Source organism: Pseudomonas putida (assembly GCA_041879295.1).
GTDB lineage: Bacteria > Pseudomonadota > Gammaproteobacteria > Pseudomonadales > Pseudomonadaceae > Aquipseudomonas > Aquipseudomonas putida_Y.
Genome location: CP047152.1, coordinates 3,965,806 through 3,985,470, shown reverse-complemented (window position 1 = coordinate 3,985,470; position 19,665 = coordinate 3,965,806). Strand labels below are relative to the sequence as shown.

The 19,665-nt window shown below is 63.2% G+C and carries 15 protein-coding genes; 3 read left to right on the top strand and 12 right to left on the bottom strand.

Annotated elements, in window-relative coordinates; all coding sequences use genetic code 11:
• Positions 1-2: 2 nt before the first annotated feature.
• The 3 genes from GST84_18320 to GST84_18310 form a co-directional block, all read right to left on the bottom strand.
• Positions 3-1,214, bottom strand: coding sequence for a NarK family nitrate/nitrite MFS transporter (locus GST84_18320; protein XGB14181.1), 1,212 nt, complete (start codon positions 1,212-1,214; stop codon positions 3-5).
• A 623-nt stretch (positions 1,215-1,837) separates the two neighbouring features.
• Positions 1,838-2,413 (bottom strand): ANTAR domain-containing protein, encoded by a 576-nt coding sequence (locus tag GST84_18315; GenBank protein ID XGB14180.1) that lies wholly within the window; start codon positions 2,411-2,413, stop codon positions 1,838-1,840.
• A 14-nt stretch (positions 2,414-2,427) separates the two neighbouring features.
• Positions 2,428-3,642 carry an ABC transporter substrate-binding protein gene (locus tag GST84_18310; GenBank protein ID XGB14179.1) on the bottom strand — a complete coding sequence of 405 codons (1,215 nt, stop codon included), beginning with the start codon at positions 3,640-3,642 and terminating at the stop codon, positions 2,428-2,430.
• A 137-nt stretch (positions 3,643-3,779) separates the two neighbouring features.
• On the opposite strand from GST84_18310, the gene GST84_18305 reads away from it, so the two are divergent.
• The gene (locus GST84_18305; protein ID XGB14178.1) at positions 3,780-4,802 is read left to right on the top strand and encodes a quinone-dependent dihydroorotate dehydrogenase; all 1,023 of its coding nucleotides are present in this window, start codon (positions 3,780-3,782) and stop codon (positions 4,800-4,802) included.
• A gap of 141 nt (positions 4,803-4,943) precedes the next feature.
• Here the strand turns inward: GST84_18305 and GST84_18300 are convergent, their stop codons facing one another.
• Complete coding sequence (locus GST84_18300; GenBank protein ID XGB14177.1) at positions 4,944-5,159, bottom strand: ribosome modulation factor; 216 nt, start codon at positions 5,157-5,159, stop codon at positions 4,944-4,946.
• Between the two features lie 561 nt (positions 5,160-5,720).
• On the opposite strand from GST84_18300, the gene rlmKL reads away from it, so the two are divergent.
• Together rlmKL and GST84_18290 are read left to right on the top strand one after the other, a co-directional pair.
• The gene (rlmKL, locus tag GST84_18295) at positions 5,721-7,913 is read left to right on the top strand and encodes a bifunctional 23S rRNA (guanine(2069)-N(7))-methyltransferase RlmK/23S rRNA (guanine(2445)-N(2))-methyltransferase RlmL (GenBank protein ID XGB14176.1); all 2,193 of its coding nucleotides are present in this window, start codon (positions 5,721-5,723) and stop codon (positions 7,911-7,913) included.
• 94 nt (positions 7,914-8,007) lie between these two features.
• Positions 8,008-10,398 carry a diguanylate cyclase gene (locus tag GST84_18290; GenBank protein XGB14175.1) on the top strand — a complete coding sequence of 797 codons (2,391 nt, stop codon included), beginning with the start codon at positions 8,008-8,010 and terminating at the stop codon, positions 10,396-10,398.
• A gap of 104 nt (positions 10,399-10,502) precedes the next feature.
• Here the strand turns inward: GST84_18290 and dacB are convergent, their stop codons facing one another.
• The 8 genes from dacB to GST84_18250 all read right to left on the bottom strand — a co-directional run bounded on the left by dacB (position 10,503) and on the right by GST84_18250 (position 19,517).
• Positions 10,503-11,957, bottom strand: a complete 1,455-nt coding sequence (gene dacB, locus GST84_18285) for a D-alanyl-D-alanine carboxypeptidase/D-alanyl-D-alanine-endopeptidase (GenBank protein XGB14174.1) — start codon at positions 11,955-11,957, stop codon at positions 10,503-10,505.
• Between the two features lie 201 nt (positions 11,958-12,158).
• Positions 12,159-12,503, bottom strand: coding sequence for a DUF469 family protein (locus tag GST84_18280; GenBank protein XGB14173.1), 345 nt, complete (start codon positions 12,501-12,503; stop codon positions 12,159-12,161).
• Positions 12,504-12,544: 41 nt separating this feature from the next.
• Complete coding sequence (locus tag GST84_18275; GenBank protein ID XGB14172.1) at positions 12,545-16,177, bottom strand: transporter substrate-binding domain-containing protein; 3,633 nt, start codon at positions 16,175-16,177, stop codon at positions 12,545-12,547.
• Positions 16,178-16,185: 8 nt separating this feature from the next.
• Positions 16,186-16,803: a response regulator gene (locus tag GST84_18270; protein XGB14171.1), complete on the bottom strand. Its 618-nt coding sequence runs from the start codon at positions 16,801-16,803 to the stop codon at positions 16,186-16,188.
• A 282-nt stretch (positions 16,804-17,085) separates the two neighbouring features.
• Positions 17,086-18,417 (bottom strand): deoxyguanosinetriphosphate triphosphohydrolase, encoded by a 1,332-nt coding sequence (locus tag GST84_18265; protein XGB14170.1) that lies wholly within the window; start codon positions 18,415-18,417, stop codon positions 17,086-17,088.
• Positions 18,418-18,492: 75 nt separating this feature from the next.
• Positions 18,493-18,822, bottom strand: coding sequence for a hypothetical protein (locus GST84_18260; GenBank protein XGB14169.1), 330 nt, complete (start codon positions 18,820-18,822; stop codon positions 18,493-18,495).
• On the bottom strand, positions 18,819-19,193 hold the full coding sequence (locus GST84_18255) for a hypothetical protein (protein ID XGB14168.1): 375 nt from the start codon (positions 19,191-19,193) through the stop codon (positions 18,819-18,821). The genes GST84_18260 and GST84_18255 overlap by 4 nt, the downstream gene beginning before the upstream one ends.
• A 9-nt stretch (positions 19,194-19,202) precedes the next feature.
• Positions 19,203-19,517, bottom strand: coding sequence for a DUF883 family protein (locus GST84_18250; GenBank protein XGB14167.1), 315 nt, complete (start codon positions 19,515-19,517; stop codon positions 19,203-19,205).
• Positions 19,518-19,665: the final 148 nt, after the last annotated feature.

Genomic DNA, 19,665 nt, shown 5'->3' with positions numbered 1-19,665 from the left:
CCTCAGACCCGCGCTGCAGTGACTGCAGTCGAGCCCCAGGTGGTACGCCAGCGCTGTTTCACACCGTGCAGGCCGAACCAGGCCAGCAGGCCCAGGCTGGCGAACAGCCATAGCCCCAGCTGGTAATCGCCCGTGTGCTGCTTGATGGTGCCCAGCCCGGCCGCCAACAGGAAGCCGCCGATGCCACCGGCCATCCCGATCAGGCCGGTCATTACCCCGATCTCTTGGCGGAAGCGTTGTGGCACCAGTTGGAAGACTGCGCCATTGCCGGCCCCCAGGCCGAGCATGGCGCTGACGAACAGCGCCAGTGCGGCCGCGGCAGAGGGCAGGTTGAAACCGACTGCGGCAATGCAGATGGCGGCCACGCTGTACATGCCCAGGAGGGTGCGGATGCCGCCAAAACGGTCAGCCAGGGCGCCTCCGAGCGGGCGCATCAGGCTGCCGGCGAACACGCAAGCGGCGGTGTAGTAGCCGGCGGTAACCGGGTTCAGGCCGTATTGGTCGCTGAAGTAGCCGGGCAGGGCGCTGGCCAGGCCGATGAAGCCGCCGAAGGTAACGCTGTAGAAGAACATGAACCACCAGCTGTCACGGTCGCCCAGTGCCTTGAGGTAGTCGGCCATGGCTTTCGGCTTGGGCCGTTGCGGAGCATTGCGCGCCAGCAGTGCGAACACCACCAGGGCCAGTGACAGCGGGATCAGGGCAAAGCCGAATACATTGTTCCAGCCAAAGCCTGCTGCCAGTGCCGGTGCCAGCAAGGCTGCGAACACCGTGCCGGAGTTGCCGGCGCCGGCGATGCCCATGGCCTTGCCTTGGTGCTGTGGCGGGTACCACTGCGAAGCCAGCGGCAGCGAGACGGCGAAGGACGCACCGGCAAAGCCCAGGAATACACCTAGCAGCAGTGCCTGTTCATAGCTGTGCACGCCAAGGTACCAGGCTGCAGCCAGGGCGAGGATAACCACCACCTGGCCGATCAGGCCGGCAGTCTTGGGCGACAGGCGATCGACCAGAACGCCCATGGCAAAACGCAGGAGCGCCCCGGCCAGGATCGGTGTGGCGACCATCAGGCCCCGTTGTTGTGCGCTCAGTTGCAGGTCGGCAGCAATCTGCACCGCCAGCGGGCCCAGCAGGTACCAGACCATGAAGCTGAGGTCGAAGTAAAGAAACGCGGCGAACAGCGTGGGCACATGCCCGGATTTCCAGAAGCTGGTACTCATCGAACACCTCACTCGGTAGTGCAACGGAACGAAAAAGACGCCGCTACCCGCTCCACGGGCGTGGAGGGGAGAGCGACGTCTTTGTCGGGATTCAAGTGGGGTAACCGCCGTTGGCTACCGGTGAGATTTGTTCAGCAAGAGATGGGCCAACTGTTGGTAGGGTTTGTCTTAAGGTCTTCAGCGCCTGTTAAATCGAGCGCCGCCCGCGCGGCGCATCGCGAGCTGCGCTCGCTCCTACGTTTGTTTTTGGCCAGTAACGCCTGTTACAGGCGCGCGCGACCGCCTTGTTTGTACGGTGCGATCTTGCGCCATACGCCAAAGCGTTCGCGCGCAAATGGCACAGAAATAATTGGCCCGAAACAAACGTAGGAGCGAGCGCAGCTCGCGATGCGCCGCGCGGGCGGCGCTCGATCTGCGTTTGTTTTTGGCCAGTAACGCCTGTTACAGGCGCGCGCGACCGCCTTGTTTGTACGGTGCGATCTTGCGCCATACGCCAAAGCGTTCGCGCGCAAATGGCACAGAAATAATTGGCCCGAAACAAGCGTAGGAGCGAGCGCAGCTCGCGATGCGCCGCGCGGGCGGCGCTCGATCTGCCAGGCGCCAAAAATCTCACGCCCAGCGCATCAGCCGAGCATCTCATGCATGGCAATGATCTGTTCGGCCACCTGGATCAGCTTCTGTTGCCGGCTCATGGCCTGGCGACGCATGAGGGTATAGGCCTGCTCTTCGTTGCAATCCTTCATCTTCATCAGCAAACCCTTGGCCTGCTCGATGCGCTTGCGTTCGGCCAATTGCTGGTCGCGCGCAAGCAACTGCGCCTTGAGTGCCTGGTCGCTTTCGAAGCGGGCCATGGCCACATCCAGGATCGGCTGCAGCCGCGCAGCATGGATGCCCTCGACAATATAGGCGCTGACCCCTGCCTGAATGGCCTGGCGCATCATCCCGGGGTCGTGCTCGTCGGTGAACAACACGATGGGCCGCGGCTGGTCACGGCTGACCAGCACTACCTGTTCCATCACGTCACGGTCTGGTGAGTCGGTATCGATCAGCACTACGTCCGGGCGCACCGTTTCGACGCAGGCGGGCAGGTCGATGGTCAGGTCCGGGGCTTCAATGATTTCGAAGCCGGCCTCACTCAATGCCGCCCGGAGACGACCTAGCTTGCTCTGGGTGTCGTCGATCAGCAGGATGCGCAACATGTTCGTCCTCCCCCTCACACGCCGACACGGGCATCGGGCAGGTCGCCCAAGGCATGCAAGCTGAAACTTCGGGCATAGCCGAAGGGGTCGCTGCCGTCCCAGCGGGAGCCATCGATCAGCAGGCTGCTGCGCATCGGCTGGCCCGGGCAAGCGATGCCCAGGCTCTGTGCGGCCTCGCTGTACAGCTGCAGTTGCTGGACCTGCCGGGCCACGCCGAGGTAGTCGGGGTCTTCGCGCAGCAGGCCCCAACGGCGGAACTGGGTCATGAACCACATACCGTCGGACAGATAGGGCAAGTTGGCCCGCCCTTGGTCGAACAGGCGCAGGGCATGCGGGTCTTGCCATTGGTTGCCCAGGCCGTCCTCATAGTGGCCGAGCAGGCGAGGGGCTATGCTGTCCAGCGGGGTGTCCAGGTAGGTGCTTGCGCTCAGCAGTTGCGCGGTGCTGCGGCGGTTTTCCGGGCTTTGCTCGATGAACCGGCTGGCGGTGAGGATCGCCTTGATCAGCGCGCGGGCGCTGTTGGGGTATTGCTCGGCAAAGGCGCGCGCGCAGGCCAGGACCTTTTCCGGGTGATCCGGCCAGATCGACTGGCTGGTGGCCAGGGTGAAGCCTTGGCCTTTGGCCACGGCGTCGGCGGCCCAGGGTTCACCGACGCAGAAGCCGTCAATGCGCCCGGCCTGGAGGTGTGCAGCCATTTGCGCCGGTGGCACCACGACGCTGTCGACGTCGCGCAGCGGGTGGATGCCCTGGCTGGCCAGCCAGTAATACAGCCACATGGCGTGGGTGCCAGTGGGGAATGTCTGGGCGAACGTCAGGCGTGCGCCATGCTGGTGCACCAGGCGCGCCAGCGCCTCAGGGTTGGTCACGCCCTTGCGCTGCAGGGCAGGGGACAGGTTGATAGCCTGGGCGTTCTGGTTCAGCCCCATGAGCACGGCCATGTCGCTGGCAGGTACGCCGCCAATGCCCAGGTGCACGGCGTAGACCAGGCCATACAGGCAATGCGCGGCGTCCAGCTCGCCGCTGACCAGCTTGTCGCGTAGCCCGGCCCACGAGCCCTGGCGCTTGAGGTTGAGGGTAAGGCCGTGCTGCTGGGCGAAGCCCTGGGTGGCGGCGACCACCACCGAAGCGCAGTCGGTCAGGGCCATGTAGCCGATGTTCAGGCTGGTTTTTTCCGGCGCATCGCTGCCGTTGACCCAGGCCAGGGGCGTTGCTCGGGGTACAGTGTTCACAAGAGTCCTCGCCCTTACTGATAAGGCTGTGGGCTGAACGGGTGCAACCGATGTGCCAAGCGCTCCACGATTTGCTGTCCTGTCAGCCCCTCGCTGGCTATAATCGCCCCCTCACTCACCCTGAGCCTTGCCCGCCCATGTATACCCTGGCCCGCCAGCTGCTGTTCAAGCTTTCCCCGGAAACTTCCCACGACCTGTCCCTGGACCTGATCGGCGCCGGTGGCCGTATGGGCCTCAACGGCATGCTGTGCAAGCAACCGGCGTCATTGCCGGTTTCGGTCATGGGCTTGAACTTCGCCAACCCGGTGGGCCTGGCTGCTGGCCTGGACAAGAACGGCGCGGCCATCGACGGCTTCGCCCAGTTGGGCTTCGGGTTTGTCGAAATCGGCACTGTCACCCCGCGTCCGCAGCCAGGCAACCCCAAGCCGCGGTTGTTCCGCCTGCCGGAAGCCACGGCCATCATCAATCGCATGGGCTTCAACAACCTGGGCGTTGATCACCTGCTCGAGCGCGTACGCGCGTCGCGCTACAAGGGGGTGCTGGGCATCAACATCGGCAAGAACTTCGACACACCGGTCGAGCGTGCCGTCGATGACTACCTGATCTGCCTGGACAAGGTCTACACTGCCGCCAGCTACATCACGGTCAATGTCAGCTCGCCGAATACCCCGGGCCTGCGCAGCCTGCAGTTTGGGGACTCGCTCAAGCAGTTGCTCGACGCCCTGGCCGAGCGCCGCGAGCAACTGGCCGGCACACACGGCAAGCGCGTGCCGCTGGCAATCAAGATTGCGCCGGACATGAGCGACGAAGAAACGGCGCTGGTGGCCGCCGCGCTGATGGAGTCGGGCATGGATGCGGTGATCGCCACCAACACCACGCTGGGCCGTGAAGGTGTCGAAGCATTGCCATACGGTGGCGAGGCGGGCGGCCTGTCGGGCGCGCCGGTGCTGGAAAAGAGCACCCATATCGTCAAGGTGCTGGCAGGTGAGCTGGGCGGCAAGTTGCCGATCATCGCCGCCGGTGGCATTACCGAAGGCCGCCATGCTGCTGAAAAGATCGCGGCCGGGGCGAGCCTGGTGCAGATTTACTCGGGCTTCATTTACAAGGGGCCGGCGCTGATTCGCGAAGCGGTGGATGCTATCGCGGCAATGCCGCGCTGATCTGACAGGCCCATTCGAGGGGCGTGGGTACGGCTGATGAGGTTTGCCAAGGCATAAAAAAGGGCCCCTTCAAGGGGCCCCTGGGCCTTCGCCCGCCGCCCGGATGGGGCGTGCATGGTAAATCGAATTCAGTGTCCTCGTTCAGCCAACGGCGTGATTTTCGTTGAGTCTATGGATGCCAGCGGTGCCAGTCATTCCGTCCCAGTTATCACCGCGACCTTCACGCCAGCCGTTGATCCAGGCTTGGCGAACAGAAGGAAGATTGAAGGGGCAAAGTTCGCGGGATTTGCCGGTGACCCCGTATTGGTAACCACGTGAATATGCTCTTTCCAACGGATCACGCTTAAGTCTTCTCATAGGGTGTTGCCCTCACTTGTTGACTGTAATGTCCCGTCGGCCTCTCCGAGGCCGGGCAGAGTCGTTCTGCCGGTTTGCGCTCGCTGCCGGCGTGGCGAGCTGAAAGTGCCGCCTCGTTGCGAAGTGGCCTGAGACCAGTTCTATCGAATGCGAGTCACGGTGTGAATGACCGTTTTGTCATAAGCACGTAACCTTTCCAAGGGTCAGGGGATAAGTAAATAAATGCGACTCAACCTTGTTTGGTGTTCAGCCCCGTAATGATCGGGTTTTGCCGTTCTTTGACGTCATTTCGCCAGCGTTGTTTGCGGATGACAGAAATAATTTGAAATGCGACGAAGGGTCACATCGGCCCGCAGGTCGCCAGAATTTCTCGTACTGCCTGATGATCTAAGCTGTCTTTGCCACTGGGCCAGGCACGGATCGGTCAGGCGGCCCGGCTTTTCTGCTGCACTTTGTGTGCGCAGAGGGCCACCCGCACGCCTGCTGGAAAGGTGTACGGGCAAACATCGCGGGGCGATGCGTCGCCCCGTCAGTCAAATAGCCCAAGGCGCTGGAATACTCATGTCGGACCGTTTCGAACTTTACCTCACCTGTCCCAAAGGCCTTGAAAGCCTGCTCGCCGAAGAGGCCAAAGGCCTCGGCCTTGACGAGGTGCGCGAGCACACCTCGGCCATTCGCGGCGCCGCCGACATGGAAACTGCTTACCGCCTGTGTGTCTGGTCGCGGCTGGCCAACCGCGTATTGCTGGTGCTCAAGCGCTTCTCGATGAAGAACGCCGACGACCTTTACGACGGTGTGCACGCGGTCGACTGGGCCGACCACCTGGCAGCCGACGGCACCCTGGCTGTGGAGTTCAGCGGCCATGGCTCAGGCATCGACAATACCCATTTCGGTGCGCTGAAGGTCAAGGATGCGATCGTCGACAAGCTGCGTAACCGCGAAGGCCTGCGCCCGTCCGTGGAAAAGATCGACCCTGACGTGCGTGTGCACCTGCGCCTGGACCGTGGCGAGGCCATTCTGTCCCTCGACCTGTCCGGGCACAGCCTGCACCAGCGTGGCTACCGCCTGCAGCAAGGCGCCGCGCCACTGAAGGAAAACCTGGCGGCAGCGGTGTTGATCCGTGCTGGCTGGCCGCGTATTGCTGCCGAAGGTGGTGCGCTGGCCGACCCGATGTGCGGTGTGGGTACCTTCCTGGTCGAGGCAGCCATGATCGCCGCCGATATCGCCCCTAACCTCAAGCGCGAACGCTGGGGCTTCAGTGCCTGGCTCGGCCATGTGCCGGCGCTGTGGCGCAAGGTGCATGACGAAGCGCAGGCGCGCGCGCAGGCCGGCCTGGCCAAGCCACCATTGTGGATCCGTGGCTACGAGGCTGACCCGCGGCTGATCCAGCCGGGCCGCAACAACGTCGAGCGTGCCGGCCTGGGCGACTGGGTAAAGATCTACCAGGGCGAAGTCAGCACCTTCGAGCCACGTCCGGACCAGAACCAGAAAGGTCTGGTCATCAGCAACCCGCCCTACGGCGAGCGTCTGGGTGACGAAGCCAGCCTGCTGTACCTCTACCAGAATCTGGGCGAGCGCCTGCGCCAGGCCTGCATGGGCTGGGAAGCAGCGGTATTCACCGGCGCGCCGCAACTGGGCAAGCGCATGGGCATTCGTAGCCACAAGCAGTACGCGTTCTGGAACGGCGCATTGCCATGCAAGCTGTTGCTGTTCAAGGTGCAGCCTGACCAGTTCGTCACGGGTGAACGTCGCGAAGCGCAGCCTGAAGGCACCGAAACCCGTCAGCAGGCGCCGCAGGCCAGCGAGCCAGCGCGGCTGTCGGAAGGCGCGCAGATGTTCGCCAACCGCCTGCAAAAGAACCTCAAGCAACTGGGCAAGTGGGCCCGTCGCGAGCAGATCGACTGCTACCGCCTGTACGATGCCGACATGCCCGAATATGCCCTGGCGGTCGACCTGTACCAGGACTGGGTACACGTGCAGGAATACGCCGCGCCACGTTCGGTCGACCCGGACAAGGCTCAGGCGCGCCTGCTCGATGCACTGGCGGCCATCCCGCAGGCGCTGGGTATTTCGCCGCAGCGTGTAGTGCTCAAGCGTCGCGAGCGGCAGAGCGGCACGCGCCAGTACGAACGTCAGGCCACTGAGGGCCGCTTCCAGGAGGTGAGCGAAGGTGGCGTCAAGCTGCTGGTCAACCTCACCGACTACCTGGATACCGGCCTGTTCCTTGACCACCGCCCGATGCGTATGCGCATCCAGCGCGAGGCTGCCGGCAAGCGCTTCCTCAACCTGTTCTGCTACACCGCCACGGCCACTGTGCACGCGGCCAAGGGCGGTGCGCGCAGCACCACCAGCGTCGACTTGTCGAAGACCTACCTGGACTGGGCCCGGCGTAACCTGGCGCTCAATGGCTATTCCGAGCGCAATCGCCTGGAACAGAGCGATGTAATGGCCTGGCTGGAAGGCAACCGTGACAGCTACGACCTGATCTTCATCGACCCGCCAACCTTCTCCAACTCCAAGCGCATGGAAGGCGTATTCGACGTGCAGCGTGATCATGTGCAGCTGCTGGACCTGGCCATGGCCCGCCTGGCGCCGGGTGGCGTGCTGTATTTCTCCAACAACTTCCGCAAGTTCCAGCTGGACGAGCACCTGATGGCGCGTTACGTGGTGGAAGAAATCAGCGCCCAGACCCTGGACCCGGACTTCGCCCGAAATAACCGTATCCATCGCGCCTGGCGTTTGCAGCTTCGGTAAGGCGACGAGGTACATTGCGCGGCTAATGGCCAATAGCTATAACTGAGGTCAGGGCAAGATAATCCGCAGGACGCTGACGTGACGAGATGGGTGTATGTCAAAGGGTGGCGTGCGTGCGCGGTTACTTGGCTTGTGCACAGAGAGGGTGTCTGCCTGGGCGATGGCGCTGATCGCACTGGTGGCCGGCGGCTTGTTGACCGCTGCCCTGGCATTTGCCGCGCACACCTTCTACAAGCAGCAGCTGCGCCAGCGCTTCGAGCTGCTGGCCAGCGAGCGCTTCAGCCGTATTGCCGAGCGCTTTGACGAGCAGCAGCAGCGCCTGGACGGGCTGCGACGGTTTTTCAGCTTTTCCAGCGAAATCACCCTGCGCGAATTCGACGGCTATGCCCGGCCACTGCTGCAACGCACCCTGGCCTATGCCTGGGCGCCGCGCGTCGAGGCTGGGCAACGCGCCGAATTCGAGCGCCTGGCCAGTGCCCATACCGGCCCAGGCTATGTGATTCGTGACCTGGATGCGCAAGGCCAGTGGCGCCCGGCGTCGCAGCGCGACCATTACTTCCCGGTGCTCTATACCCAGTCGGGCGATCGGCCCGGGTTGCCTTATGGCCTGGACCTCGCGGGTCAAAGCGGGCCCCAGGCAGCCCTGGCGCGGGCGCTGGGGCCGGGCAGCATGGCGGTGTCCGAGCCATTGACCCTGTTCGATACCCACTCGGCAGAGCCCGGCCTGCTGATGGTGGCACCGGTATTTTCCGATGCCGACCCCCGTGGTGCGGCCGCGGGCTATGTGATGGCCTTGCTGAGCATGCGCGAGCTGGTCAGCGAGGGGCGGCCGGTAGCGGCCGATGACAACCTTGTGGTGCACATCACGGACCCGTCTGGGTTACAAGGCCCTGTCGTGATGTTCGATTCACAAAATCCAGTCGCGCCCTTGGCGCTGGCCAGCAACCCTGTGTTGCGCCTGGCCGATCACCATTTCCAGCTGAATATTCAACCGAGCCAGGCGTTCGTGCAGGCGAACCGCACCTCGGCAGTGCTGGCGGTCGGCTTGCTGGGCGGGTTGTTGAGCCTGTTGCTCAGCGTGCTGCTCTACAGCCTGTTAAGCCAGCGTCAGCGCGCCCTGGCCCTGGTTGCACAGCGTACTGCCGAACTGCAGGTCAGCGAGCAGTCGTTGCGTGGCACCCACAACCAACTGCGCAGTGTGCTGGACGCCGCGACCCAGGTGGCGATCATCGCCACCAACCTCAAAGGGGTGGTCAGCACGTTCAACGCCGGCGCCGAACGCATGCTCGGTTACGCAGCCAGCGAAGCGATCGGCCGGTTGCGCCTTGACGACCTGGTACTGCCGGAGGAACTGAACCTGCGTGCTCAGGCCTTGAGCTTGCGCTTTGGCCGCGCCATTGCTGGCGGCCAGGCGATGTTCGCGGAAACGGTGCAGGCGCACGGGGCCGAGCCTGGTGAGTGGACCTTGCTACGAGCCGATGGCAGCCAGTTGGTCGCCAACATGCTGGTGACTGCCATGCTCGACGAACAGGGGTTGTGGGTTGGCTACCTGGCCATCTGCATTGATGTTACCGAGCGGCGCCGGGTGCATGAGGCGTTGGCAGCGCGTGACCGGTTGCTGGAAAAGCTCAGCGCCGAAGTGCCGGGCGGCATCTACCAATATCGCCTGGATGCCAACGGCCATTCTTGCTTTCCATACGCCAGCATGGGCCTGTATGACATCTATGAGGTCGACCTGCTGCAGTTGCGTGAGGATGCCGCGGCGGTGTTCGAACGTATCCACCCCGATGACCTGGAGCGCGTGCGCCGCTCGGTGCGCTATTCGGCCGAACACCTGTCACCCTGGCGCGAGGAGTATCGGGTCTGCCTGCCACGGGCCGGGCTGCGCTGGGTGCGTGGCGAGGCGACGCCAGAAGTGGGCGAGCAGGGCTGTACCCTGTGGCATGGCTACCTGACGGACATCTCCGACCTGAAGGGCGTGGAAGAAGAGTTGCGGGCGCTGTCGGTCACCGACTCGCTGACCGGTATCCATAACCGTCGCTACTTCCAGGAGCGGCTCAAGATCGAACTGGAACGGGCCCAGCGCGATGGTTTGGCACTGTCGGTGATCATGCTCGATATTGATCACTTCAAGCGCATCAACGACCGCTTCGGCCATGCCGTCGGCGACCGGGTGCTGCGCAGCCTGTGCCAGCGCATCGGTCAGCGTTTAAGGCGTACCGATGTGTTCTGCCGCTTGGGCGGGGAAGAGTTCATGGTGCTATGCCCGGGCAGCGATGTCGACCAGGCGCGGCTGCTGGCGCTGGAGTTGTGGCAAGGGGTGCGCAATGTGCCGGTGGAAGGCGTGGGCCAGGTGACCGCGAGCTTTGGTGTGGCGCAGTGGCGGTTGGGCGAGGGCGCCGATGCCTTGCTGTTGCGCGCCGATGCCGGCGTGTATGCGGCCAAGCAGGCCGGGCGGGACCGGGTGGAGGGGGAGCCGCTATAAAACCGCGCGCGCGGTCGGCGTAGGGGCCGCTTTGCGGCCCTTGCACGACCCAAGGCCGCGCCTGCGTCGAGCGCGGGAGCCGGCCCGGGTGATGGCAGGTGGAGTCAGTTGGCCGCTGTGCTGCCAGCCAGCTTCGGCTGGCGATACAGGTCAAGCAGCACCTGGTCCAGCACCTGCGAGGCACCCCACGGTTTGGGGTCGTTGAGGATCGCCGCCACCGCCCAGGTATGGCCGTTGCTGTCGCGGCTGAAGCCGGCAATCGCCCGTACAGTGTTCAGTGTGCCGGTCTTGATGTGCCCCTCACCGGTCATCGCGGTGCGCTTGAGACGCTTGCGCATGGTGCCGTCCATGCCCACCAGCGGCATCGAGCTCATGAACTCGGCGGCGTAAGGGCTCTTCCAGGCGGCTTTGAGCATCTCGGCCATTTCCCGGGTACTGACCCGTTCGGCACGCGACAGGCCAGAGCCGTTTTCCATCACCAGGTGCGGCGCGGTAATGCCTTTTTTCGCCAGCCATTGGCGTACCACGCGCTGGGCAGCACGGGCGTCGTCACCATCGGCATCGGTGCGGAACTGCGCGCCAAGGCTCAGGAACAGCTGCTGGGCCATGGTGTTGTTGCTGTACTTGTTGATGTCGCGGATCACTTCCACCAGGTCGGGCGAGAAGGCGCGGGCCAGCAGGCGAGCGCTCTTGGGCACATTCTCGATGCGGTCGCCACCCTGGATGTTGCCGCCCAGTTCGCTCCAGATGGCGCGTACGGCACCGGCGGCGTAGGTTGGGTGGTCGAGCAGCGACAGGTAGGTTTGCGAGTTGCAGCCGTCACCCAGTTGGCCGCTGACCGTTACACTGATGCCGTCGGCCTGAGGCACCGGGTTGTAGCGTACATCACCGGTGCATTTCTTCGAGGCTACCGGCTTGACCTGGTTGTCGATGCGGATGCGGGCAATCGGCGGCTCGACTGCGACGGTGACCTTGCCACCATCATTACGGGCCACGAAGCGCAGGGCCTTGAGGTTGACCAGCAGTGAGTCGGGCTTGACCAGGAACGGCTTGTTTTCATCGCCGCCGTCATCGTTGAACTGCGGCAGGTTGGGTTGCACGAAGTGGCTGCGGTCCAGCACCAGGTCACCGGTGACGGTGCGCACGCCATTGGCGCGCAGGTCACGCATCAGCAGCCACAGCTTTTCCATGTTCAGTTTGGGGTCACCGCCACCTTTAAGGTAGAGGTTACCGTTAAGCACGCCGTTGCTCAGGGTGCCGTCAGTGTAGAACTCGGTTTTCCACTGGAAGGTCGGGCCAAGCAGTTCGAGGGCGGCGTAGGTGGTGACCAGTTTCATGGTCGACGCCGGGTTCACCGACACATCGGCATTGAACACGGTCGGGGTGCCGGGGCCGTCCAGCGGCAGCATCACCAGCGACAGCGCTGTGTCCTGCAGCTTGTTGGCCTTGAGCGCCTGCTGCACTTTGGCAGGCAGGGTGGTATTGACGGCGGCGTGGCTGGGCAAGGCAAGCGGCAACAGCAGGCCGGCAAGAATGAGGGGTCGAAGCGTTTTGATCATAGTGAGCGAATACCCTGCGGCGAGGGAAAAGGGCTTTGGGGCTGTAAGAGATGATGGCCCCACGACGTAAACAGTACGCATTATGCCCCAAGCGCAGCCGCGATGCGTCACGTTCGACGGAAAAGCAACGCCAATAAAAAAGGCCCCCCGAGTGGGTGGCCTTTTCAGCAATGAACCTTTTCAGCCCGAAGCTGACAAGTATCACTCAGCCTTGTTGATCGGCTTTTCCGGGTACCAGGCGTCCAGCAGCGGGCTGACTTCGATCTTGGTCAGTTCGCCACGGCCTTTGAGCCAGGCTTCAACAGCAGCGCGCTGTTCTTCGCTGACCGAGCCGCGTTTGACCGAGCACACCAGGCCGAAATCGTCACCGCCTACATAATCCAGGCCGTTGGCGTCCATGGCTTCTTCCAGGAACGCGTCGAGGAAAGCATCGATTGCCTGGTCATCCAGATCTTCCTTGAATTCCAGGTTCAGCTCGAAGCCCAATTCCTGAAACTCGTCGACACACAGCTTCTTGCGCAGACGACGGGAGCGGTTTGTGGCCATGAAACAATCCTCTTAGGTAATAACGCCGCGCAGTCTACCAGTTAACACGCCTGGCTGCCTGCCTGAGTAACTGTGCTTGTGGTCAATTCCCTGGCCAGTGCACGGTCCACTCGGCGCATATGTCGTGCCAGTGCCTGGCGCCGCAGGCGCACCTGGGCAGTGGTCAAACCGCTGGCCTCGAGGGCTTCACAGGCCGCCATCAAGTCAGGGGCTTCCAGCATGCGCGCTGCGCTGAGCACCTTGTGGGCCTGCTCGGCAATGGCGCGGCTATCATGCTGCGGGTGCAGCGCCATCAGGCTGGCCAGGTCGACCTGAAGGCTCTGTTGCAAGGCCTCCAGGAAGCGCTGGCGGTCGACCGGGTCAGGCCCGACCACGGCGGCCAGGCCGTCCAGTTGATACAGCTTGCGTCGGGGGCGTTGCTGGCGGCGCGGGCAAATGCCAGCCAGGCGCTGGCTGAGGGTGCTCAGGCTGATGGGCTTGAGCAGGCAGTCGTCCATGCCGGCGTTCAGGCATTTGCGGCGTACCTCCGGCTGTGCGTTGGCGGTATAGCCGAGGATGGTGCAGCGTGGCCGCCTGGTATGGCGTTCTTCGGCGCGCACGGCAGTCGCCAACTGGTAACCGTTCATGTGCGGCATGTTGCAGTCGAGTACCAGTACATCGAAGTCGCCTGCCCGCCAGGCGGCCAGGCCCTCCCGCCCATCGCGGGCGCTGGCGTGTTCCAGGCCCAGGTAGCCAAGTTGTTGCGCCATCAGTTGCAGGTTGGCCGGGTGGTCATCAATGACCAGCACGTTCAGCCGTGGGTCGGGCACGTCGAGCTGCTCGGGCAAAGGTGTCGGCTGCGCTGCGGCATCAACCCGTTGCAACGGCATTTTCAGGCGCACCTGGGTACCGACATCCTCCAGGCTCTTCATGGACAGGCTGCCGCCCATCATTTCGCACAGGTTGCGGCAGATGGCCAGGCCCAGCCCGGTACCTGCGCGGGCGCCCTGGCTGTGCGGGTTGGCCTGGATAAACGGGTTGAACAGGCGCTGCAGGTCGTCGGGGTGGATGCCGATGCCACTGTCGCGCACCTCCAGCTCCAGTACCGCTGGTGTGCTGGTACCGTCATCCAGCAGGGCGACGCAGATGCGTACCTGACCGTGCTCGGTGAACTTGATGGCGTTGCTCACCAGGTTGGAGAGCACCTGCTTGAAGCGCAGCGGGTCAAGCAGGACATGGCAGCGTGCGGCCGGAGCGATCTGCACCTCCAGGGCCAGGCCTTTCTGCCGCGCCTGGCCATCGAACATGCGCCCCACCGATTCGACCAGCGCCGCCAGGTCGACCACCTCCGGGGCCAGGGACAAGTGCCCGGACTCGATGCGTACGATGTCCAGAATGTCACCGATCAGGCCTAGCAGGTCTTTGGCCGAATGGTGCGCCAGTTCCAGCGCGCTGCGGTCCACCCGGCCCTGGTCGGCGCGCTTGACCGCCAGTTCCAGCATGCCGATCACGGCGTTCATCGGGGTGCGGATTTCGTGGCTGATGGTCGCCAGGAACGTGCTCTTGGCGCGGTTGGCATCGTCGGCCTGCTGCTTGGCCTGGCGCAGCTCCATGACCAGTTGGCGGCGTTCGCTGATGTCGATCCAGCCGCCGATGATCCCCTGCACCTCACCCAGGGAGTCGCGGTACGGCAAGATCCAGTGGTAGATGGTCAGGTCCCGGCCCTTGATCCGTAATGGACGGTCCTTGATCAGCGGCGAGCCCGCAGCCATGACTTTCTGATAATCAGCCTGGATCTGCAGAGCTTGCTCGGAATCGGCAAACAGGCTGTCGTTCAGTTTTTTGCCGATCACCTGGTCGGAGCGGGCCTGCACGGCTTCAAGGTAGCTGTAGTTGCAGCTTTTCAGGCAACCCTCGCGGTCACGCACATACATGGGGTGGGGTGTACCATTGAGCAGGGCGCGCATGAATGCCAGCTGGTCATTCAGCGCGCGTTCGGCGTGCTGGCGCTGGCGAATTTGCAGGCGCAGGCGGGCATTCCAGAGCAAGGCCAGCAACAGAAGCACGGCGGTGGCCAGCACTACCTGCAGGGCAAGGCGGCTGTAGCCTTTGGCGTTGTCATCCTCATGCCTGCCAAAGCCGCGCCAGCGGTTGTTGATTACCCCCAGCTCCTCCGGTGAGATGCTCAGCAAAGCCTTGTCGAGGATAGACAGCAGCGCCTGTGACGGGCCAGTGGTGGCCATGGCGAAGTTGGCGGGTTCGCTGCCGACCGAGGTGCGGATGACCAGTTCAGGGTTGCTGGCCAAGGCGTGGTTGGCGTCGATCAGGGTGGTGATCACCGCGTCGACGGCCCCACTGTTGAGCAACGCCATGGAGTAGAACGCGCTTTCGGTTTCGACCCAGCTTATTTTGGGGTAGTCCCGGGACAGCATGGCGTTCAGGGTGCTGTAGCGGGTAATGGCGATGCGGTGCCCCTGCAACTGCTCCAGTGAGCTAAGTGTGTTGTTGCCCTTGCGGTTTACCAGCACATAGGCGCTTTCGAGGTAAGGGCGGCTGATTTGCAGGTCGTCCCCTGCTTTCCCGGCGCTGGCCAGTGCGGCGATGACATCAGCCCGGCCATCCTTGAGGCGGGCGACCATGTCGGCAAGGCCACTGGCGCGCTGCACTTCGAAACGCAACCCGGTGCGCAGGCGAATGAGCTCCAGCAGGTCGGCGGTGATGCCTCGGAAATGCCCCGAATCATCGAAATAGGACAGTGGTGCAGCCGCGTCATCTGCCGCCACGCGCATCACCGGGTGCTTCTGCAGCCACTGCTGCTCGGCCTCGCTCAACTGCAGTTGGCGATCGCTCAGCAGCAGGTCGCTGCCAGCGCTCCAGCGTTTGAAGATACTGGAGCGTATGGCCGGGCTCTGCCTGTCCAGGATGGTGTTCACCAGGTCCAGCAGCAAGGTATCTTGCTGACGCAAGGCAAAGCTGAAGCCGATGGCCTCGTGTTTGCCGAAGTTGGCCATGCGCAGGCCGGGCAGATGGCCGCGGTTGAGCTGGTAGTGCGTGGAGATGGTGTCGCCGATGAACACGTCGGCCTGGCCGAACGCGACGGCATTCAGTGCCTGGCTGGAAGAACTGAAGGCCAGCAGCTCGGCCTTGGGGTAGGCGCTGAGGACTTCCTGTCTGGGCAAATAGTGGTAAAGCATGCTCAGGCGCATGCCGGCAAGGTCCATGTCCAGCGCCCGGTTTTCGTCTTCACGCGTTACCAGTACGGGTTGATCGACGGCATAGGGCTGCGACAGTGCCAGGCCGTCACTGGCCGCTTCGTAGCCATTGGCGCTGCCCAGCAGGTCGATATCGCCGTGCCTGAGCGCCTCTACCGCCGCCTGCCGGCTGGAGAAACGCAGTACCCTCACTGGCAACTGCAAGGCCTTGCCGATCAGGCTTGCATATTCGGCAGTCAGGCCCTGGTAGTCGTTGCCGCCACCGGTGATGTCGAACGGCGGATAGTCGGGGGCCGACGTACCCAGCACCAGTTCCTGACGGCCTTCGAGCCATTGTCGTTGTTCGGGCGTGAGCACGGGCTGGACCGGTCGGGCCGATGAGCGTGCGATCAACGTAAAGGACGCGGCTTCGCGATGGACAGCCTGTGTCGCGCCGCTGAACAGCAGCAGGGCGAGCAGCAGGCGATTGATGGCTCGGGCCATGACCACGTTCAGACCAGCGCGTTGCGCTTGGCCATCTCGATCAGGTCGACCAGCGTATTGACTTGCAGTTTGTGCATCAGGCGCTTCTTGTAGGTACTGACAGTCTTGCTGCTGAGGAACATGCCCTTGGCAATTTCCTTGTTGCTGCGGCCTTGGGCGAAGAGTTGAAGTACCATCAGTTCGCGGTCATTGACCTGTCGGAAAAGTTGCAGGTCACTGTCGGTCGTCTGGTTGTTTTTTATTGCCTGGCTGGGGAAATAGTTATAACCGGCCAGTACGGCCTTGATTGCACTGAGCAGTTCACTCAGGTCTTCCTGCTTGCAGACATAACCTGCCGCGCCTGAGTGCATGCAACGTACGGCAAACAAGGCCGGGGACTGTGCAGTCAATACCAGAACCTTCAAGGGCAGGGCCATGGTCTGGAAGCGGGCCAGCACCTCCAGGCCGTCTAGCTTGGGGATGCTGATGTCGAGAATGACCAGGTCGGGGTTGCTCTCGCGGATCATCTGCATGGCGTCTACGCCGTTGTCCGACTCGCCGACAATCTTGTAATTCTGGTTTTCCAACAGCATACGGACGGCCAGGCGAATTACCGGATGGTCGTCAACGATAAATATGGAGTGCATGTTCGATTTCCCTGCGATCGATTGAGGGTGACAGAGGGCACCTTATCGCAGTTGGAAGTCGTCGGGCGTGCGGGGAATGGCTGTTAGGCCTATATGGGAAACGGCTTACAAGATAAAACAAAATGGGCTACGGATTAGGTGTGCTTAACTCGATGTCAAAGCGATTTTGGTAACTTTTCATTAGTTTATATTCGTGCCGTTTAGTCTGGCTCCTGTTGATGTAGGAAGTTTCCTGCAAGCGTGGTGCAGCGCCAGGCCGAGCCCGCGCTGCACGGACGCGGTTCAGGTCGGGCTGGAGCGCCCGGTCATCTCCCGGGCCATTTCGCTGGCATAGCTGTCGGTCATGCCGGCAATGAAGTCGATCATGCGCAGGAAGGCGCTGTGCAGCGAGGCATGCGGGTCTGGCGCATTGTTGCCGATCAGGTCCAGCACCCTGCGACTCTTGAACGATGGCGTGCGTCCACCGTGCTGTTCGAGGGCCGCCCCGCAGAACGTGTTCAACAGAATCTCCAGGGTGGTATAGGCGCCGATTTCGTGCAGGGTCTTGCGCTTGTCCTGGAAGATCTTGTTGCGTGCCATGTCCTTGGCTTGCAGTACGCAGCGTTTGGCTGGGCCATGCATGTGTTCCACCAGGTCGCCCGCCAGTTGCCCGGCCAACAACGCCTGCTGCTGCTCGACGAAGGCATGGGCGGCGGCGTTGGTCAGGTGTTCGATGGCCTTGCCACGCAGGATTGCCAGCTTGCGCCGGCGGGAGTCGCTTGGGCCGAGCTGGCGGTAGGTTTCTGGCAGGTCATCGCCGACCAGGTCGAGCAACAGCCCTTCGACTTCTGTGTATTGCAGCAGCTCCATTTCCAGGCCGTCTTCCAGGTCGATCAGCGCGTAGCAGATGTCATCGGCAGCCTCCATCAGATACACCAGCGGGTGGCGCGCCCAGCGCTGGTGTTCCAGCTGCGGCAGGCCGAGCTTGCGGGCGATCTGTTCAAGCAGCGGCAGTTCGCTCTGATAGCTGCCGAACTTGTGCTTCTTGTAACCCAGGGCGTCGGCATGGCGGGCGCTCCAAGGGTATTTAAGGTAGGTGCCGAGGGTGGCATAGGTCAGCCGCGTCCCCCCATCGAACTGGTGGTATTCCAGTTGGGTGAGCACGCGAAAGCCTTGGGCATTGCCTTCGAAGTTGAGAAAGTCGGCCCGCTCGTCATCGCTCATGTCGTCCAGCCAGCCACGCCCGGCGGCCTGCTGGAACCAATGGCGAATGGCGTCCTCGCCGGAGTGACCGAATGGCGGGTTGCCGATGTCGTGGGCCAGGCAGGCTGACTGCACGATCATCCCCAGGTCACTGGGGGCGCACCAGTCCGGCAGGTTGTCGCGCAGGGTTTCGCCGACGCGCATGCCCAGCGAGCGGCCGACGCAGCTGACTTCCAGCGAATGAGTCAGGCGCGTATGGATATGGTCGTTGCTCGACACCGGGTGCACCTGGGTCTTGCGGCCGAGGCGGCGAAAGGCACCGGAGAAAATGATGCGGTCATGGTCTTTGTGGAAGGGGCTGCGCCCGAGTTCATCGGCGCTGTACAGGGCTTTGCCCAGCCGTTCGCGGGTAAGCAAGGTGTGCCAGTCCAAGGCGCGTACTCCTTTAGTTTGAAGGCAGCAGCATACCCCGCAGCAAGGGCATTGTGCTGCCGGGTCGCGCGCAGGTCAGGGGCGGCGGCCGCCTTGCAGGTAGAGGCGCACCAGCGGCAGCAGGGTGCTGCCCAAGCGCACCAGGCGGGTCAGGTTGCCGCTGCGTACGCCCTTGCCGGTGAGAAAGCCCAGCGCCACCACGGCGCCGATGCCCCACAGTGGCGCATGCTTGATACCCAGGCCTTCATGTAGTGAGCTGCCCATACCGCGCACGCGGCGCAGCGGTTCAAGCAACTGCCCGGACTCATGGCGGATTTCCTGGCGGTGCATCTCCATGCGCAGGCGCAGCAGCGCCTTGCGCAGTTCACGCGGGTTACGCGTGTTTGGCAGTTCTGGCAGGCTCATGGCAACAGGCGCTCCCTGTCCTTGGCAAGTTCTTCGAGGGTGGCGCCGAAAGGCGATGATTCGTCGAACACCGCCGCCTTCAGGCGCATGGCACAGTACAGTGCGGCAATGCCATAGAACACGCACAGGCCAATGATACCGGCCAGTCGATAGCTGTCCCACAGCAGCACCAGCAGTAGCCCGGACAGTGCGGTCAGCAGCAGCAGGGCGAACACCAGCGCCAGGCCGGCGAACAGCAGCAGGCTCAAAGTGCGGCCTTTCTGCTCCTGCAGCTCGATACCGAACAGCTCGATGTGACTGTGCAGCAGCCCCAGCATGGCCGCACCCAGGCGCTTGCCCGAAGCGCCGGCGCCGTTGGCGTCATTCTCCATGGGTTCCCCTTAGCGCCGGTTGGCCAGCAGACCGATCAACAGGCCGACGCCGGCCGCGATGCCGATCGCCTGCCACGGGTTTTCCTGCACGTACTGCTCGGCGCTGCCCAGCGCCGCCTGACCCCGTTCACGTACCGAGTCCTGGGTCAGTTGCAGGGTTTCGCGGGCCTGGGCCAGGCGCTCGTGAATCTGCTCGCGCAATTCGTCGGCCTGGTCGCCGGCCAGGTTGGCGGTGTCGGCCAGCAGCTTCTCGGTGTCGCGCACCAAGGCCTGGAAGTCAGCCATCAATATCTCTTGTGCATTCTTTGCCGATTTGCTGGCCATGGGTCTCTCCCTGTCGATGAGTGTTGGTAGTTCGAGTGACAGCACGCATGGAAGGTTCAAGTGCGGCTGCTGGTATGGGCCTTGCTAAGTTTTTGCCACGTTGCGGAGCGCCTGTGACCGGTTTTGCGCCGTTTCAGGGCGCCGGCGC

Coding starts and splice junctions, on each gene's coding strand:
- GST84_18315 (XGB14180.1), bottom strand. CDS start 2,413: ATGTTGCGCATCCTGCTGATCGACGACACCCAGAGCAAGCTAGGTCGT.
- dacB (XGB14174.1), bottom strand. CDS start 11,957: ATGATCAAAACGCTTCGACCCCTCATTCTTGCCGGCCTGCTGTTGCCG.
- GST84_18320 (XGB14181.1), bottom strand. CDS start 1,214: ATGAGTACCAGCTTCTGGAAATCCGGGCATGTGCCCACGCTGTTCGCC.
- GST84_18290 (XGB14175.1), top strand. CDS start 8,008: ATGTCAAAGGGTGGCGTGCGTGCGCGGTTACTTGGCTTGTGCACAGAG.
- GST84_18270 (XGB14171.1), bottom strand. CDS start 16,803: ATGCACTCCATATTTATCGTTGACGACCATCCGGTAATTCGCCTGGCC.
- GST84_18305 (XGB14178.1), top strand. CDS start 3,780: ATGTATACCCTGGCCCGCCAGCTGCTGTTCAAGCTTTCCCCGGAAACT.
- GST84_18255 (XGB14168.1), bottom strand. CDS start 19,193: ATGGAGAATGACGCCAACGGCGCCGGCGCTTCGGGCAAGCGCCTGGGT.
- GST84_18280 (XGB14173.1), bottom strand. CDS start 12,503: ATGGCCACAAACCGCTCCCGTCGTCTGCGCAAGAAGCTGTGTGTCGAC.
- GST84_18275 (XGB14172.1), bottom strand. CDS start 16,177: ATGGCCCGAGCCATCAATCGCCTGCTGCTCGCCCTGCTGCTGTTCAGC.
- GST84_18300 (XGB14177.1), bottom strand. CDS start 5,159: ATGAGAAGACTTAAGCGTGATCCGTTGGAAAGAGCATATTCACGTGGT.
- GST84_18260 (XGB14169.1), bottom strand. CDS start 18,822: ATGAGCCTGCCAGAACTGCCAAACACGCGTAACCCGCGTGAACTGCGC.
- GST84_18250 (XGB14167.1), bottom strand. CDS start 19,517: ATGGCCAGCAAATCGGCAAAGAATGCACAAGAGATATTGATGGCTGAC.
- rlmKL (XGB14176.1), top strand. CDS start 5,721: ATGTCGGACCGTTTCGAACTTTACCTCACCTGTCCCAAAGGCCTTGAA.